This is a genomic window from Thermoanaerobacterium calidifontis (assembly GCF_055381745.1).
In genome coordinates, this window is the sequence record NZ_AP042436.1 from 1,671,070 (window position 1) to 1,689,129 (window position 18,060).

The 18,060-nt window shown below is 35.4% G+C and carries 13 protein-coding genes; 3 read left to right on the plus strand and 10 right to left on the minus strand.

Annotated elements, in window-relative coordinates; translation table 11 throughout:
- Window positions 1–2 precede the first annotated feature (2 nt).
- The 9 genes from ACZ42G_RS08795 to amrA form a co-directional block, all read right to left on the minus strand.
- A complete protein-coding gene (locus tag ACZ42G_RS08795) occupies window positions 3–1,808 on the minus strand; it encodes an ABC transporter substrate-binding protein (protein ID WP_464850112.1) in 1,806 nt (601 codons plus the stop codon).
- Window positions 1,809–2,708: 900 nt separating this feature from the next.
- Window positions 2,709–4,325: an ABC transporter ATP-binding protein gene (locus tag ACZ42G_RS08800; RefSeq protein ID WP_464852142.1), complete on the minus strand. Its 1,617-nt coding sequence runs from the start codon at window positions 4,323–4,325 to the stop codon at window positions 2,709–2,711.
- Between the two features lie 80 nt (window positions 4,326–4,405).
- The gene (locus ACZ42G_RS08805; protein ID WP_464850114.1) at window positions 4,406–5,725 is read right to left on the minus strand and encodes a Cys-every-fifth radical SAM/SPASM peptide maturase CefB; all 1,320 of its coding nucleotides are present in this window, start codon (window positions 5,723–5,725) and stop codon (window positions 4,406–4,408) included.
- A 109-nt stretch (window positions 5,726–5,834) separates the two neighbouring features.
- The gene (locus tag ACZ42G_RS08810; protein WP_464850115.1) at window positions 5,835–6,104 is read right to left on the minus strand and encodes a Cys-every-fifth RiPP peptide CefA; all 270 of its coding nucleotides are present in this window, start codon (window positions 6,102–6,104) and stop codon (window positions 5,835–5,837) included.
- A gap of 136 nt (window positions 6,105–6,240) precedes the next feature.
- Window positions 6,241–6,672, minus strand: coding sequence for a hypothetical protein (locus ACZ42G_RS08815; RefSeq protein WP_274892896.1), 432 nt, complete (start codon window positions 6,670–6,672; stop codon window positions 6,241–6,243).
- 2 nt (window positions 6,673–6,674) lie between these two features.
- Window positions 6,675–7,262: a DUF2812 domain-containing protein gene (locus ACZ42G_RS08820; RefSeq protein WP_274892897.1), complete on the minus strand. Its 588-nt coding sequence runs from the start codon at window positions 7,260–7,262 to the stop codon at window positions 6,675–6,677.
- A gap of 5 nt (window positions 7,263–7,267) precedes the next feature.
- On the minus strand, window positions 7,268–7,588 hold the full coding sequence (locus ACZ42G_RS08825) for a PadR family transcriptional regulator (protein WP_015311792.1): 321 nt from the start codon (window positions 7,586–7,588) through the stop codon (window positions 7,268–7,270).
- Window positions 7,589–7,990: 402 nt separating this feature from the next.
- Window positions 7,991–8,971: an AmmeMemoRadiSam system radical SAM enzyme gene (gene amrS / locus ACZ42G_RS08830; protein ID WP_464850118.1), complete on the minus strand. Its 981-nt coding sequence runs from the start codon at window positions 8,969–8,971 to the stop codon at window positions 7,991–7,993.
- Window positions 8,968–10,374, minus strand: a complete 1,407-nt coding sequence (gene amrA / locus ACZ42G_RS08835) for an AmmeMemoRadiSam system protein A (RefSeq protein WP_464850119.1) — start codon at window positions 10,372–10,374, stop codon at window positions 8,968–8,970. Before amrA ends, amrS begins: the two co-directional genes overlap by 4 nt.
- A gap of 159 nt (window positions 10,375–10,533) precedes the next feature.
- On the opposite strand from amrA, the gene ACZ42G_RS08840 reads away from it, so the two are divergent.
- The gene (locus ACZ42G_RS08840) at window positions 10,534–10,956 is read left to right on the plus strand and encodes a MerR family transcriptional regulator (protein ID WP_464850120.1); all 423 of its coding nucleotides are present in this window, start codon (window positions 10,534–10,536) and stop codon (window positions 10,954–10,956) included.
- Window positions 10,953–12,407, plus strand: a complete 1,455-nt coding sequence (locus ACZ42G_RS08845) for an MFS transporter (protein WP_085112105.1) — start codon at window positions 10,953–10,955, stop codon at window positions 12,405–12,407. The genes ACZ42G_RS08840 and ACZ42G_RS08845 overlap by 4 nt, the downstream gene beginning before the upstream one ends.
- 31 nt (window positions 12,408–12,438) lie before the next feature.
- On the opposite strand, the gene ACZ42G_RS08850 is transcribed toward ACZ42G_RS08845, so the two are convergent.
- On the minus strand, window positions 12,439–16,206 hold the full coding sequence (locus ACZ42G_RS08850; protein WP_464850122.1) for a phosphoribosylformylglycinamidine synthase: 3,768 nt from the start codon (window positions 16,204–16,206) through the stop codon (window positions 12,439–12,441).
- A gap of 392 nt (window positions 16,207–16,598) precedes the next feature.
- On the opposite strand from ACZ42G_RS08850, the gene ACZ42G_RS08855 reads away from it, so the two are divergent.
- Window positions 16,599–18,041: an aminotransferase class I/II-fold pyridoxal phosphate-dependent enzyme gene (locus ACZ42G_RS08855; RefSeq protein ID WP_464852144.1), complete on the plus strand. Its 1,443-nt coding sequence runs from the start codon at window positions 16,599–16,601 to the stop codon at window positions 18,039–18,041.
- The last annotated feature ends 19 nt before the right edge of the window (window positions 18,042–18,060 follow it).

The window sequence follows — 18,060 nt, forward strand, 5'->3', positions numbered from 1 at the left end:
TTTTATTTAGAAGAATGAATTTTGTAAAGAGCCGCTATTCCATAACCATCCATGCAGATATTTGGAGGAATATTCGTCCCATCCCCTTCAACAGGGAATCCACTCCATACAGAAGTATTAACGGTGTAGAAATCAGCCGGCCTGTACATTAAGCCAATCATCGGAACTTCTTTTAAGTAGATCTCATTAAGCTTTGTCCATGCATCCTTCAATTGATTTTCATCTGTTATAGTTGGAATCTGATTAAGCAATGTATCGACTTCGCTGTTTTTATACCGTCCATAGTTAAAATAAGCTGTCTGGCCTATAGGAACATATCCATTTGAACTCATTGCTTGATATGCACGAGCCCATGGTGAAGATATGCCAATGCCTTGATATGAGTACATTCCCATATCAAAATTGCCAGTCTGCATATCATTGTTCCAGACAGATTGTTGTGGGAAATACGTCTGAACATCAATGCCGATCTCTTTGCAACTTTCTGCTACGATTTCCAATGCAGCATTCCAGTCAGACCATCCAGTCGGACATTCAACCTTAAAAGATAGTTTCTGACCATTTAACACCCTTATTCCATCAGGTCCTTTCTTTGCGCCAATCGAATCAAGGAGTGCATTGGCTCCTGCGATATCATTTGATTTCCACTGCAAAGGTGCCAACTGGTTTTGATCTATAAGCTTCTGCTCTGAATCAAGTGGCAGCATCAGTGATGGCGACATCGTTCCTGAATAGCCACTCATGGCGTTCTTGGCAATTTTGTCGTAATCAATGGCCATTGCTATTGCGCGCCGCACATTTGCATTGTCAAGTCCCGGTTTTGTAACATTGATTACAAGCCACGGGATCACTCCAGGCATATAGTATGGTGGTTTCGATAAGTATGTCTTTATATTTGGGCCAAATGTCTGTATGTTAGGCGTAAATTGCTGTGAAACGTCTACTTGATTTTGTCTTAAAGCAGTGTCTCCTGCTGCGTTGTCCTTAAATATATTGTGTACTATATATTTTGGTGCAGGCAATTTACCCCACATAGATGGTGCTTTACCCCAGTAGTTGTCATCTCTTATCAAGACAACTTTAGAATTGTCATAATAGTAAACCTTGTATGGACCTGATGCTATAGGATTTTCGTTTACTTCACTTGATATTTTACTAAAATCATTATTGTCTTTTTCTTCTATCTTTGTCCAAACATGTTTAGGAAGAATGTAAACTGATTCTAATGCTTCTTCAACCATTAATGGATTTTTATTATCGCTTTTCAGCTTAAACTCTACTGTCGTTTCATCTTTTGCAGTTACACTGTCAAGGTAATTCCAGTTACTGGACCACGAAACGGGATATTTTTTGCCTAACTCAAAAGTATATGCGACATCGTCAGCCGTAACTTTCTCGCCGTCATTCCATTTTGCATCAGGATTTAAAGTTACAGTACAAACCGTATTATCTGGCGAAAACTGATATGTCTTTCCCAGAAGCGGATACATTTTCCCGTCAAGCTGATTGTACATAAACAATGTTTCATAAGTAAGCTCCCTTGCTATGCTGGTTGCAGATAGCGGAAGTGAAGTCTGACTGGGGCTTAAAGGATTAAACGTCGTAGGCGGTCCCCACTGTAAACCACTTATATACAATGTCTCATTTCGAGGCGTAGCCTCACCGGGTTTTACAGCATTCTCACTTGTAGTGGTGGTCTTGTTATTTTCAGATGCCTTGTTAGAATTTGAATTACTACCGCATCCGACTATAAGCAATGATACCATTAAAAATACCAGTATCATGCTTATAAGTTTCCTGAATTTCATAAGATCCCCCTCTTTCTTTTTTTACCTTAGAGCCTGATCATAAATCTCATTCATGTGAAAAGGCCCCATGTTTCAACAGAATACAAAGACGGCACCTCCCCTTTAAAAATTTTTAATTAAATTATGAAAGCGATAAAACAATAATTTTTTTGTGCGGGCCGCTCTTTTGTAACTGTGATATTTTATATATTTTAAAACTTCTTTTGTAAATATGCGCATTAGGAAATATTGCTTAAAAGTCTTGATAAAACATTTACTACAATCATTAAAAAACGAAAGTTAAACATTTGTGTGTTGTTGCATTGTTATGATGATTACAAAGAATTAAACACTAGAAAATTTGTGTTTAAAAAATCATTATTTAACCTAAATATGTAACTAAAATCTTTGTTTAAACTTATTATATTTTATACAAAACATAAAGTCAATATTTATATTAAATTTTTATTTTAAATTTGTTTTTACGTTATTAATTTATTTTAATATCAAAAATAGGTTACAATTTGTTGTCTTTTTCGACAAAATAATGTAACCTATTCTTATATTCCACACAAGTTTTGTACTATTATGTCACACCGTAAAATTTCATATTAAATCATAGGTATATGCAATTCCTACATTAACTTACTGTTTTTTTTGCGATTTCTACCAATTTACTTGGCGATAGGTATTCTCCTTCCAACTTTTGTTGAGATATCTCCCAATTTTGACAAAACAGACATCTTATGTTACAGCCATATGTACCTGCAGATAGTATATGACTGCCGGGCATGAAATGATATAAAAAAGTTATAAATCAAAGAAAGAAGTCAACTTACACCAAAGATAGGGGGTGTAGCAATTTTTCGATTTGTTTCAGCCTTTTTTAATTACTATATCAGGTATAATCTCCAACATACGTCAAACAGTTTTTTCAGCATTCAAATTAACCATTGACAATTCAACATCTGATATATCAGTAAAAGTATCATCATGCGTGATAATTATAATCAATTTTTGCTTTTTTATTGATACAAGATACTCTTTTAATCTGTTACGACTACTACTGTCCAATGCAGAAATTGGTTCGTCAAGTATAAGTACATCGGGGTCTTTAAGTAACGCTCGGAGTAGGGCAATTTTTTGTTTTTCTCCACCCGAGATATTAGCGGCTTTTTCACTGATAAAGGTTTTTAAACCACAAGGAAGAGATGAAATAAAATCTCTTAATCCAAGAACATCCATCAAAAATTGCAACCTATCATCAGAAAACTTCTTAAGGTTAAAGGTTAGGTTGAATTCGATAGTATCTTCAAATAGCACTGGTTCTTGTTCGGTTACTCCTATGAGACGATAACGGGCATCAATCATATCTACTTGTTTTATAGATATTCCATTAAACAATACATTTCCTTGAAATTCGTCAATGTAGAGGCCAAGAATAAGATTTATAAGCGTGCTCTTACCCGATCCGTTAGCACCCATTATGGTGTATATGTTACCCCTATCAAATGTTGCGCAAAAATTTTCAAGCACATTTTTGCTTTCAAAAGAAATAGAAACATTATTCAAAGAGATATTTGTCACCTCTTTGAGTTTAATATTCCCGTTTGTACTTTTAGCTATATTAATTATCGAAACTAATCTTTCGTAAGAAACCATGTTATCTTGAACATTTTTCCCAAGAGAAAAGAAGTATCTTATTGAGTTTACCATTAATCCAAAATAACTAGATATAATTGTAAATTGCCCAACACTAAGCTTGCCTTGAATAACTTGTAATCCTCCAAATAGAAATAAAAAAATTTGTGCAAGTGTCAAGATAAAACTGTCTAATCCGGAGAACAAGTACGTTATTTTCTGATATCTAAATGCGCTAGACATCAACCGCTCGAATACAGTGTTAAGACGACACAAAAAAAGTTTTCCAATTGAATGAATTTTTACCTGCTGAATATGCGATAGTTGCTCATATAGTTTTCCAAAGAACTTTGATTGCCTCTCTTTTAGGTCAAATCCACTTTTAAACAGAAGATTTTTAAATAATCTATATGCAATAAAATAACATGGTATCAAAGCAAATAATGCAATAGCCATTATTGGGTTAAAAACAAATACTACTCCGAAAGATAATACAACCGTAACAGCATTTATAATTATGTTTTGAATAACGCTTATACAGAACGTCATTACAGTGTTAGAGTCATTATTAATTCTCTGACTGAGATATGCAGTATCCTGATCCTTAATATAAGAAATGGGTAATTGTTGTATGTGGATCAAAATATCTCGGTTTAGTTCGAATCCTAATCTTATTTGAAGTTTTATATATAGCTGATTGCTTATGTACCCCAATGTCATAGAGCCAATACTAATAATAATATACAAAATGCAATACCTTATCAAAAATCGTGCCCCATCACCTCTGATGAGATAATCAATAAAATTGCCAGATATGTATGGAGTGGCAAGTGAAAATAGACTTACCGCGATACATAATAAAATATAAGCAATTATCGATGCTTTGTGTATATACATGTATTGCTTGCAAAACGAGAATATTTTTTTCACATCTAACACCCCAGTTTCCCGCCCATATGAATTACCTAAACCTATTACTATTTATTAACGGCCTCTGAAATAAAGCGTTGTATTTGTTTTTCCAAAACTCCTTTAACTTTAAAACACCCTTTAGCATGATAACTGCCAGTTTCATTATAGCTAACTACGCCACATCCTCCTCCACAAGCTGGCAAGTATACACATTCTCTACATTCGGCATCTTCCAGAGGATTTTTAGACATCCAGTCAAATAATGAAAATCTGGTATCAATAAGACTACCATCATCGCTAATATATCCCATGCGATGTTCCTCCAGCCCTGCGTGTTCCCAACATTTGTAAACTCCACAATCTGGAGTTACTGTATATTGACTATCACTGTACAGGCCACAATACATCCATCGTCGATTTGGCCTCATATGTATATGAAAACCCTGTTTTTCTGCTTCAGTCCAAAGATGTTCTAAAACATCGCCTATTTCACTATCTGATATACAATTGCCGGAATATGCAGAACAAGCAGCAGTGGAACCGCGCACTATACCGAAGTCTACGGAACACATATTCAGCTTTTCCCCATTTTTTACGAGATACGCCAATAACGTGTCTACTTCATCAATATTGGACTTATCAATATTGATTCGAATAACGGTTCTTAACTGATTTGATCTGTTTGCAAGTCGCTTAATTGCTGTAATTATATCATCAAAAGAGCCTTTTCCACCCTTATATGGCCGCCGAGTGTCATGTGTGTCTTTTGTACCATCCAGCGTAACCTGAACCATAGTGCACTTATAGTTCAAGAGTTTGTCAATAATAGTATCATTGAAAAGAGAGCCATTCGATACCACCCCACAGGAAAATGCAATGTCCTTAGCATCGCAATAACTTTTGAGTTTTTCCAAGATATAAAAACCCTGTTTAATGTTTAGCAGTGGTTCGCCACCGAATAAATTGACATACATGGATTTCGCATTACGTGCTTCTGCATTATTAATCATGAACTTCACATACTTATCAGCAGATGCTTCATTCATGAAATCAGTAACCGCACCCGCCCCTTCATAACAGTAGACACAGGCAAAATTACATGCCCATGTCAAAAGTACAGTAGACGATACGGCAAAAGTACCAAATTTAGCTTTATTATGAAAGTAAGAGAAATAACGAGTTTCATCAATTTTATCATCAACAACTATTCCATATTTAATAAATTGAGTTTTAGTTTCTTCATCCAAGTTATCGACTTTCCCATCTTGAAGCATGTTCGCAATCTCAGAAGATACCAAAAAGCTATGGCCAGTCAAGGTGTTGAACAAAATATACTTCCCTTTAACACTGTCTGCAAATACCAAATTGTACTTTGAATATTTCATATTTTGAACATTCCTTTCATTAAGTATGTATAGCTGCTTTTAAACTCACAGATTATTTTGTGAGTCTAGGCATAAGAAATGTCGGAGAGTATAGGCTGTAGACCTTATACTATGAATTGGTACTACCCTCATTAAATGGGCCAGGAAGAGGAGTTAAATTTGCTAAACATCCATCTGTAATGCAACCGTTTAACGGACATGCATTAATAGCACAACCGTCAACACCGCAAGCATTTACACCACAGCCAGCAGTACCGCAGGCATTAGCACCACAACCTCCATCAAGAGGGCAAACGGCTAATGGGCATGGAGTTTGGACTCCACAACCTATTACAGAAGCAGGTTGGTTGTAACCATTACCAATGTATGTAGCATTCATCGTATTCTCACCTTCGTTCTTTAATTTATTAACATAACTTGTGAAAAAGCTCAACGTAGAAAGCAGCTATACATAATTATTTGATAATTATTTACCACTACGTTTTGGCATTATTCGACAAGTTATGTTGCCAATATTAGGGATTGGTGGATTTGGCATTATGCTTTTCTATTGAAAACCTACCACGATGCCCCTCCGCAATTACAGTTGCCCTTACAGTACCAGTTGCGGTAACTCTATATGAAGACGTTTGTATATTTTCTTTGTGAAAATATGTTGTTCCATCTGTACCTTTTATTAGCAAACTGATATTTCCTGCATCAGTTTCAACATTTATATCTAAGTAACATTTCTCATCGCCTAAGTGCAAAATTTTGCTTAGCTTTCCAGTAAGCATATAGTAGTGGGCTCCCCAGTTACTTTCACCCTTGTTCTCAAAAAAGAGAACCTTCGCATATGAACCAAATGAAGCAAGTCCAGTAAATTGCATAATCGCCGCAAGAGCAATAACAGCAACTAATGTAATAATAAGCTTTTTGCTATTAAATAATTTATTTTTGTTTTGCATAGTCACCACTCCCTTATCTTAGCATTGTGTCTGATTTTAATAATTTCAGATTGATACGCGATAATTGGAATAAGGACGAGTAACCCGCCAATGCCCCAAACAATGGAACGTTGCACAAAACCCAAAATCGCAAACAATAAAAGAAACCAAAGCCAAGCGTTTCTCAAAGATTTGCAGTATTTCAACTTATCCTCATAGGAAGTATGCAATTCAAATTCCTTACCATCGTTTTTTTTCTCAACAATAAGCAATTCATGGTCAAACGTTGTTGAATTTGTTGCTATTCGCCCACCTTTTTCAGCCCATGGACGATAACGTAATTTTCCAATTGAATAATTCAAATTGATGTTTTTGAAAAACACTTTATAACCCAAATCCTCTAAGAAATTGCAATAATCTATTACGTCCTCTTTTGATTTATGACCTATGAACTCAATCCGATATTCAAATTGTCCCGGCGCGCATTCTTCGAATTCATAAAGTAGTTTGCCAGTGCGAACTAAGCGATAACCTTTTTTCGCCATTTTGTTCAGCCAATTTTCCTGCACTGATAATAAACCATCATAAAAGCGATGATACTTTTTACTCATAAAGTTTACCCCTCCCCAATGATTTCAGTTGCGACCTGAATAAGTTCTTGCAGTCGTAGCAGTTCTTTCTTTGCAATTTCCTTGCCTGCTTTTGTGATTAAATATTCTTTCTTTCTCCCCTCATTGTCCCCGTGAAAAGCAATCCATCCTTTTTTTTGCAAAGCATTTAATGCTCCATAGAGTGTTCCTGCTCCTAAAGAAAGTCGTCCTGCTGTTTTTTCTTCAATAAACTGCATAATAGCATATCCATGCCTTGGTGTATACAGGGAAAGCAAAATGTAAAAAGTTACTTCTGTTAGCGCACCGCCTTTCCCGTTATCTCTCAATCTTACACCTCCAAGTTAGTTCGCTTACTATAATTATTATATCAGTAACCGTAATATTATTATATCAGTAACCGTAATAAAATTCAATAGTTTTTAACAATATTTTTAAAATTGCAATATAAAACCACCATTTCTGCACTTCATCCCTTATTCAGGTAAACTCCCTATATGTATTTACGGCAAGTTCGAAACGATGGATCTCGTTATAATTGCCATATTTTATTATAATTTTAAGCAGACTCTGATGTTAATAATTTTTTATTTAAATTTTGTTAACCAATTTAGTTTAATTTGTAAATTAAAAATAAGTTATAATAAGTTATATCATGCAACTAATAACTTATCATAACTTATTTTAAAGCATCTCAATTGTTGAAATCTTTTAAAATAACACAATCCGCTTTATGTGTATCCATAAAAGCTTTTCCCACACTTACCGCATTTATTATTTTCTATTCCAACAACGTGAACATAACCTTTTCTTTTAATCAAGAGGTGTCCGCAATTAGGACAATAAGTATTGTTGTCAAATCCAGATACATTGCCTAAATACACATAATTCAGATGCTTTTTTGCAATGGCATAAATATCTTCAAGCACATTTATTGGTGTTTCTGGATTTTTCATCTTATATCGAGGAAAATACTTAGAAAAATGTACAGGGATATCTTTGTTTATACTTGATATCCATTTGCAGAGTTCTTCAATTTCAGTATAATCGTCATTTTCTCCTGTCACCACTAATGTTGTTATCTCTACATGGCAGTATAATACAGCTTCTTCAACAACTTTCAAGACGCTTTTCAAATCTCCACGACATATTTTTTTATAATACTCATCAGAAAAAGCCTTTACGTCTATATTAACTGCATCAATATATTTCAAAAGCTCTCTTAAGGGATCGATATTTATATAACCGTTTGTCACAAGCACGTTTTTAAGGCCTTCTTTATGTGAAATTTTTGCGGAATCTAACACATATTCATACCAGATCGATGGTTCATTATAAGTATACGCAATTCCTACATTACCTTGCTGTTTCTTTGCGATTTCTACCAATTTACTTGGCAATAGGTATTCCCCTTCCAACCTTTGTTGAGATATCTCCCAATTTTGACAAAATTGACATCTTAGGTTACAACCATATGTTCCAACAGAAAGTATGTAGCTGCCAGGCATGAAATGATATAAAGGCTTTTTTTCTATTGGATCCATAGCTATAGATGCGATTTCCCCATAATTTTCGGAGTATAACACTCCACCTTCATTTTTTCTAGCGCGACAAAAACCATATTTCCCATCGTTTATTATACAATTTTGCGGACACAATAAGCAGTGTACACTATCGTTATCTATCTTCTCATAATAGAGTGCTTCTTTCATTTATGCCTCACAACCTCAAATCTTTCGATAGTATACTTTTCATCCGGTGCAATGCCAGCTTTTCTAAGTGCGATAGATATCTGCTGATCAACTGTATCAACCCCATCAAGATCTGGCAATAAGAGCCCACTTTTATAACCGCTTCTTACGATTACGCCGTACTTTTTTGCATCCAGATTATCTTTTGATTTTACAACCTCAGGTTTTGTCAAAACATCAACTGAATACACTATGTCGTCAAGTTCATTTATCTCAACAGGATAGAACCTCGGATCTTCTGTACCAGCGCTAACTGCATTTCTTATGATTTCTTCTGCGATATTATTCTTTGAAGGATATATGGTGCCTATACACCCTCTTAATTCTCCATCTTTATGCAATGATACAAATACTCCTGCTTTATTTTTTGTCATTTCATCTGGCAGATTATCCGGTACATCCATTATACTGTTGTTTTTCAAATAATACTCAAGGCTTTCTCTTGCTAATTTCACATAAGCATCTTCTGATTTCCTTATATTATCTATTCTCTCTTTTTTTATTTTATACAGTTCTTCTAATAATCCCATTCCTGTGTAACTTTCGGGGATGAATTCGGCAACACCGTATCCAACGCCAAAAGGACCTTCATAAGATAAAATGTTAGACTTTACCTTGTAGCCATCCAATACACCCAACATGACGCAAACGGATCTAAACCCACATTCCGCAGCATCACTTATAAGTTCTTTATCCATATTGATTACTTCTTTCACTTTAAAATCTCTTAGCAAGTTCAACAATTTCTCATCAAAAACTTTTCCATTTGGTGTATATCCATTAGGACTGTCGGGTGTCAACTTATGAGACAAATCACCACTTGCAATAAATACAACATTTCTATCGCCTTCCCTTATGGACTTCCCTATTTGGACTCCAAAGTCGTATAACTTTTCAAATGACAAAAAACCATATGACATTCTTATGAGATTAAAAGATTCGAAATGCTTTTTCACAAAATATAATGGAACGATGCATCCATGGTCAAGTTTTTTTGAAAGCTTAAATCTGCTTATCATTTTGTCATCTATTTTTGCTATAGGTATTTTTTTATTTTCTGTATTTTTTACTATGTCATTGGCTAATGATAAATCAGTCTTAAACTCCATTTTCACATTATAAGCGCCAAATTGTCCCAAATCACCTTCTACCGTTTGTCTCAAATCAATCGAAACAGCATCGCTGAAGACATACGCATGTGGTGAAATTATAATTATAGTATCTGGTCTCTGATTTTTTATATTTAGAGATGCTTTTTCAAAGGAATCTATCGTCTTTTGAATTTTATGTTCTTCCCCTCGTCCCACCTCATGAACAATTATAGGCGGGTGCGGCATTAGATATGCTGACATTAATTTACCCATAATCCTACCTCCACATTGGTTATAATTACCTTTCAAGTATATATTATACCTCAAATAACGTATTATAAAGTTTTTTCTTATGAAAATTATCAAATTATTTTACATTAACCTTGACGTTAATGTTAACTAGTAGTAAAATTATTCGTTGGAGGGTTTATGATGGAAAAAAAATATTACAAAATAGAAGATGTTTCAATAAAAACAGGTTTGACAAAAAGGGCCATTAGGTATTATGAAGATTTAAACCTTATTTCGCCTAAAAGGACAGATTCAGGATACAGGTTGTACACCGATGAAGACATAGAAAAAATTCAAAAGATAATATCTCTGAAAGATTCACTTGGCTTCAGCTTATCTGAAATCAAGGCAGCATTAGAACTTGACAAAAACGTCAAAAACATATTATCTGGTGAAACTGCAGATGCAGAAACAATCGATAATTACGCTAAATTAATTGAAAAGCAAATAGAATTGATTGAAGAAAAGAATAAAAAACTATTGATGGCAAAACAAAGATTTGAGGAGCTATTACTAAGTTTGTCTAAGTTAAAGCAAAAATCAAAGGAGGCAAACACAATATGAAAAATATCAGTTACAAATGGATAGCATTATCCTGTACCACTCTTGGAGCCCTTTTTTCCGTATTAAATGGCAGTATGCTTTTAATATCACTTCCTGACATTATGAAGGGATTAAACACCAACATGGGTATAATCATGTGGATCGTAATGGGATATATGCTTTCATTGACAATATTAGTACCAGCAATCGGTAGAATAGCCGATATGTTTGGAAGGAAAAAACTATACGTATCAGGTTTTGCCATATTTACTATTGGTTCGTTGCTATGTGGTATTTCAAATAGTGGAATGCAACTGCTTATATACAGAATAGTGCAGTCAGTTGGCGGTTCTTTAATGGTCGCAAATAGCACAGCAATTGTAGCAGATGCTTTCCCAAAAAACGAATTAGGAAAAGCTCTTGGCATAAACAGCATGGTAGTCAGCATAGCGTCAGTAATAGGTCCAATATTAGGAGGCTTTTTGACGAGTTTAGGATGGAGGTATATCTTCTATATAAATGTGCCATTTGGAATTATAGGTACTCTATGGGCATTGATTCAGCTAAAAGAGCTTGACAAAATACCTGAAGGCCAAAAATTTGATTTAAAAGGCACACTTCTTTTCACAGTTGGATTATTGCTGTTTTTAATCGCATTGTCTTTCGGTGGATTTGTAGGGTGGTACAACAAGTCAATCATAACTCTATTCATAATATCAATAGCATTGATTTTGGCATTTGTTTATGTTGAAAATACTACTGAACAGCCTATGCTGGATTTAAGATTGTTTAAATCGAGAATCTTGGCATTTGCTTTTGGAAGCACACTGCTTAACGGTATTGCAAGAGGCGCAGTAACATTTTTGCTCATATTCTACCTTCAAGGAATAAAAGCAATGGACCCATTAAAGGCAGGAATATTCTTAGCACCCTTTGCACTATCTATGATGATCGTATCGCCAATAAGCGGATATTTATCTGATAAATACGGTGCAAGAGCATTAAGTTCTATAGGTCTTTTTATTTCGGCTATCGGCTTATTGGGATTTGTGAGAATATCGCCTAAAACATCACTTACAGAGCTTATCGTTTGGATGCTTATTATGGGATTTGGCTCCGGCATGTTCTTCTCACCTAATACAAGCGAAATAATGGGCTCTGTCCCATCTGACAGAAGGGGTATTGCTGCCGGTACGAGAACAATGATGAACAACGCTGGACAAGTTATAAGCATAGCATTATCAATGGCAATCGTGTCATCAAGCATAACTCCTGAAGCGATGCAAGCTCTTTTCGTCGGCACGCAAGTCGGCTCAAAAGGCATTGCCATAGCACAATTTATATCTGGGTTAAGAGAAGCGTTTTTGATATCAATGATATTTAGCTTAATAGCATCGTTCATATCATACTTAAGAGGTCCAAAACCAGACTGGAACCAAAGCTCTCACAAGATAAAAACAGAAGAAACATAAAAGGTTACAGAATCGTAACCTTTTATGTTTCTTATTTAAAATATTCGACGCCAGCTTCAAATATCTTTTGATCTTTGTTGCCGTATATATTTTTAGCCACGTTCTTGCCAATTCTCTCAGAATGTCCCATCTTACCAAGTATCCTGCCATCAGGGCTTGTGATGCTTTCTATGGCCCAATAAGAACCATTAGGATTGTAAGGCATCTCCATTGTTGGATTTCCATCCACGTCTACATATTGTGTGGCAATTTGCCCATTCTTTTTTAACATATCTAAAACATCATCATTTGCAATAAATCTTCCTTCTCCATGTGATACAGGTATTACATGAATGTCGCCACATTTGACATTGTTAAACCATGGTGAAAGATTCGACGTTATCTTTGTCCTGACATAGCATGATACATGTCTACCGATCGTATTAAATGTCAGCGTCGGATCACTCGTATCAATATCGCGAATCTCTCCATAAGGAAGTAATCCAAGTTTTATAAGTGCTTGGAATCCGTTGCATATACCCAGCATCAAGCCATCACGATATTTCAAAAATTCCATAACAGCATCTTTGACTTTTGGATTTCTAAATACTGTTGCAATGAATTTTCCAGAACCATCTGGTTCATCACCAGCGCTGAATCCACCTGGCAACATGATTATCTGGGAATTCTCTATAAGTTTAACAAGCTCATCGATAGACTCATTTATATCAGCTCCCGTTAAATTCTTAAAAACAGGCATTTCAACCAAAGCACCGGCCTTTTCAAAAGCTTTTTTGCTATCATATTCGCAATTGGTACCAGGAAAAACTGGTATTAAAACTCTTGGTTTTGCTACTTTAAGGTTCGCCTTAAAGGAATTATTTTTGTTGTACATAATATCCGGTATTTGTCTAATGTTTTCTTCCACAACCGTAGGAAAAATTTTCTCAAGTGGTTTCTCCCAGTGCTTTTTCGCTTCATCAAGTTGGATTTTCACATCTTCTAAAATTATATATGGCTCATCAATCGTCCTGCCTAAAATTTTATAATCAATTCCTTTTAAATATTTATCATCATCAAAATCACCATCTACTTCTATTATTAAAGAGCCGTATTCAGAAACGAAAAAGTCCACATCCCTTATCTTCGCTTCCAATTGGAAACCTATCATATTCCCAAAAGCCATCTCAGTGATGCATTCAGCAATTCCACCGTATTTTACCGAAGATGCTGCTAATATTAAATTTTCATTTAATAGTTCATTGACCTTATCAAAATTTCTTTTTAGTTTTTCGAAATTTGGTAAATCTTGCTGATCTCTTTCTGCCTTAATAATTATTACTTTATCACCGCTTTTCTTAAATTCCGAAGATATCACTTTATTTGCATCAGCAGTTGCAACAGCAAATGCTACCAATGTAGGAGGCACGTCCATATCCATAAAAGTACCTGACATACTATCTTTACCGCCAATTGCAGGTATGCCTAAAGCTTTCTGTGCGTATAAAGCACCTAACAATGAGCTAAATGGTTTTTCCCACCTTTTAGGGTCTTTGCCTAATTTTTCAAAATACTCTTGAAGTGATAACCTAATTTTTGTATAGTCACCACCCATTGCCACAATTTTAGATACCGCTTCAATAATTGCATAAACAGCACCATGGAAAGGACTCCATTTCGACAGTTTAGGATTGTATCCAAATGCCATCAATGTTGCCGTATCTGTATCTCCTTCTACGACAGGTAATTTTGAGGCCATGCCTTCTGAAGGCGTCATCTGATACAAACCGCCAAATGGCATCAAAACAGTTGAAGCACCAATTGTGGAATCAAACATCTCAGTCAATCCTTTTTGGCTACACACGTTCAGATCCTCAAGATTCCTAAGCCACAATTCCTTTATATTGTTCATTGATTGGGCAGATTTTAACCGTTCAAAATAGCTTTCAGAGCTAATGCTGTCCACTGTGACATCTGTAAATTGGGAAATTCCATTTGTATTTAAAAATTCTCTGCTTATATCCACAATGACCTTTCCAAGCCAAACCATTCTTATTCTCATATCGTCTGTGACTTCTGCGACTTTAGTAGCTTCTAAATTTTCTTCTTTTGCAAGCTCTATAAACTTTTCAGCGTCTTCTGGTGCAACTAATACAGCCATTCTTTCTTGTGATTCAGATATAGCAAGTTCTGTTCCATCTAAACCTTCGTATTTCTTCGGTATTGCATCGAGGTCAATTAAAAGTCCATCACTTAATTCTCCAATTGCAACAGACACACCACCTGCTCCAAAATCATTGCACTTTTTTATCATTTTTAAAACATCAGGATTTCTAAAAAATCTTTGAATTTTTCTTTCTGTTATAGGATTGCCTTTTTGTACTTCTGCACCGCTTGTATAAATAGATTCTTGCGTGTGTTCTTTTGAAGAACCTGTGGCACCGCCACAACCGTCTCTTCCTGTCCTACCACCCAACAAAATCACTACATCGCCTGCTGCCGGCTTTCCCCTAAAAACATTTTTCTTAGGAACTGCACCTATTACCGCACCTATCTCCATTCGTTTAGCTACATATCCTTCGTCGTAAATCTCTGAAACTTGTCCTGTAGAAAGTCCTATCTGATTCCCATATGAACTGTAGCCGTGGGCTGCTTCCTTAGTAATCTTTCTTTGCGGCAATTTGCCTTTTATAGTCATCTCAACTGGCGTTCTTGGGTCTCCGGAACCTGTAACACGCATCGCCTGATACACATAGGCCCGGCCTGATAAAGGATCTCTAATCGCTCCTCCAAGACAAGTAGCTGCGCCTCCATAAGGCTCTATTTCTGTAGGATGATTATGTGTTTCATTTTTAAACATTACAAGCCATTTCTCGCTTTTACCATTTATGTCGGCATCGACTACGATACTACATGCATTGTTTTCATCAGATTCATCCAGATCGTCAAGCAGGCCCCTTTTTCTCAATTCTTTCATCCCTATTGTAGCTATGTCCATAAGGCACATTGGTTTCTTGCTTTCGCCATAGACAAATTCTCTGGAGTTTTTGTATTCATGAAAGGCTTTTAAGATAGGTTCATTGTATTTCCCATCACAAATTTTCACATCATTGATGTTTGTAAGAAATGTGGTGTGGCGGCAGTGATCGGACCAATAGGTATCTATAACTCTTATCTCTGTAATTGTAGGATTACGTTTTTCTACATCTTTAAAATAAGAATGACAGAATTTAAAATCTCCCAAGCTCATTGCCAAATTTAGCTTCTCATAAAGCTTTTCTATTGAAACATCATCAGATTCAATAAAGCCATCAAGAACTTCCACATCATCGGGACAATCAACTTCTAAATCAACAGTTTCTCTTTTCTCTAATGAAGCTTCTCTTGAATCTACCGGATTAATGCAATAATTTTTTATTTTATCAAATTCCTCATCTGTCAATTTACCACTTAAAACTATAACTTTTCCGCAAAATACTTTTGGTTTAAAGCCGTTTGTAAGTATTTGAATACATTGTTCAGCAGAATCAGCCCTTTGATCATACTGTCCTGGTAAAAATTCGATAGCAAACACTCTATCATCTTTCTCATATGGCAGATCTTCAATGTATACATCATCAAGATTTGGCTCTGAAAAGATCGTATTAACAGCCTTGAAAAAAATATCTTCAGATAATCCTAAAACATCATACCTATTTATTACCCTTACTCTTTCAAGTCCAGAAATATTGAGATTGTTTTTAAGATCATCAAAAAGCTTTTTTGCTTCAATATTGTATTGCGGCTTTTTTTCTACGTATATTCTTTTTACATCACTCACAAAATATCTCCCCCATTTAGCCTAAATTACGAACTTTGTAATATTATAATATATAATACATCTTAAATCAATAAGTATTTTGACTAACAAAATCCGAACATTTAATGATAACTTTGTAATTAAGTTTGTTTATAACGTCTATATGTCATCTTAATCGGTTCTGCATATTATATAACAAAAAACTTAAAAAAGAAAAAAAATTATATTGAAATCTAAAAAAATATATCTTATAATAAATTGAAAACATAATAAAGTGTATTTTCGCTCTGCAAAGGCCCGAACCGATTGCAACGAGGTTCAGGCTTTTATTCTGGGAGCCAAACTTATGAAAGAGGGTGTTTATCAAGTTGGAAAAGCTAAATCATTTTGAAACTCCATTATTCGATGCATTAATGGAGTATGTCAACAACAACACCATACCATTTCATGTCCCAGGTCACAAAAAAGGCAATGGAATGGCTAAAAAGTTTTTTGATTTTGTAGGCAAAAATGTATTATCAATGGATGTTACTGTGTTTGAACAAGTTGACAGCCTTCACAAGCCTACCGGTCCCATTAAGAAAGCTCAGGAATTAGCTGCCGATGCTTTTGGTGCCGATGCTACATTTTTTTGCATCCATGGGACATCGGGAGCTATTCAGGCTATGATCCTAAGTGTTATGGGAGAAAATGAAAAAATAATTGTTCCAAGAAACATTCACAAATCTGTTACATCAGGTATTATCTTAAGTGGTGCTATCCCAGTTTATATGCAACCTGAAGTTGATAAAAATGTAGGCGTTGCTCTTAATGTGACTCCTGAAACTGTAGAGGAAGCATTAAGAAACAATCCTGATGCAAAGGCTGTTTTAATTATAAATCCGACTTACTATGGTGTTTCTGCAGACATTGTAAAAATTGCTGAAATAGTCCATGACTACGGAGCTGTACTGATGGTGGATGAGGCCCATGGACCACACCTAAAATTCAACGAAAAACTTCCTATTTCAGCTATGGAAGCAGGTGCTGACATCTGCGCACAAAGCACTCATAAGATAATAGGCTCTATGACGCAAAGCTCTATGTTGCACGTCAAGTCAAAAAGGATTGACATAAATAGAGTGAAGCAAGTTATGAGCCTGTTACAGACCACAAGTCCCTCTTACATTTTATTAGCATCACTTGATGTTGCAAGAATGCAGATGGTAACAGAAGGAAAAGAATTATTGGACAGGACAATTGAACTTGCAGAATACGCTCGTCGAGAGATCAACAATATAAACGGTCTTTATTGTTTCGGAAACGAAATTGTAGGGCGAGATGGAGCGTATGATTTTGACCCGACAAAAATCACTATTACTGCTAAAGGCCTTGGCATAACAGGTCATGAATTAGAAGATATACTGGCGAAAAAATACTACATTCAACCAGAATTAGCCGATATGTACAATACATTGTGTGTATTTTCCATAGGCGACACAAAAGAGAATGTAGATTACCTTATAAGGGCATTGAGGGAAATCAGTGAGACACTGTACAAGGACAATGTAGAAATGTCGAAAGCTTTAGATATACCAGAGATACCAGAAATGGTCTTATCCCCCAGATATGCGTTTGAATGTTCTAATATCGCCTTGCCTTTGGAAGAAAGCATTGGGCAGATTAGCTCGGAATTTCTAATGGCATATCCTCCCGGTATCCCAATATTATGTCCTGGAGAAAGGATAACCAGAGAAATTATAGAATATGTAATTGAAATGAAAAATGCCAAGCTAAGCATTCAAGGAACAGAAGATCCAAATGTGGAATATATAAAAGTAGTCAACGATTTGCAGATATTGAATATAACAGCATAAAGAGCCCTACAACAAGTAG

Coding starts and splice junctions, on each gene's coding strand:
- ACZ42G_RS08795 (WP_464850112.1), bottom strand. CDS start 1,808: ATGAAATTCAGGAAACTTATAAGCATGATACTGGTATTTTTAATGGTA.
- ACZ42G_RS08800 (WP_464852142.1), bottom strand. CDS start 4,325: ATGTATATACACAAAGCATCGATAATTGCTTATATTTTATTATGTATC.
- ACZ42G_RS08805 (WP_464850114.1), bottom strand. CDS start 5,725: ATGAAATATTCAAAGTACAATTTGGTATTTGCAGACAGTGTTAAAGGG.
- ACZ42G_RS08810 (WP_464850115.1), bottom strand. CDS start 6,104: ATGAATGCTACATACATTGGTAATGGTTACAACCAACCTGCTTCTGTA.
- ACZ42G_RS08815 (WP_274892896.1), bottom strand. CDS start 6,672: ATGCAAAACAAAAATAAATTATTTAATAGCAAAAAGCTTATTATTACA.
- ACZ42G_RS08820 (WP_274892897.1), bottom strand. CDS start 7,262: ATGAGTAAAAAGTATCATCGCTTTTATGATGGTTTATTATCAGTGCAG.
- amrS (WP_464850118.1), bottom strand. CDS start 8,971: ATGAAAGAAGCACTCTATTATGAGAAGATAGATAACGATAGTGTACAC.
- amrA (WP_464850119.1), bottom strand. CDS start 10,374: ATGGGTAAATTAATGTCAGCATATCTAATGCCGCACCCGCCTATAATT.
- ACZ42G_RS08840 (WP_464850120.1), top strand. CDS start 10,534: ATGGAAAAAAAATATTACAAAATAGAAGATGTTTCAATAAAAACAGGT.
- ACZ42G_RS08845 (WP_085112105.1), top strand. CDS start 10,953: ATGAAAAATATCAGTTACAAATGGATAGCATTATCCTGTACCACTCTT.
- ACZ42G_RS08855 (WP_464852144.1), top strand. CDS start 16,599: ATGGAGTATGTCAACAACAACACCATACCATTTCATGTCCCAGGTCAC.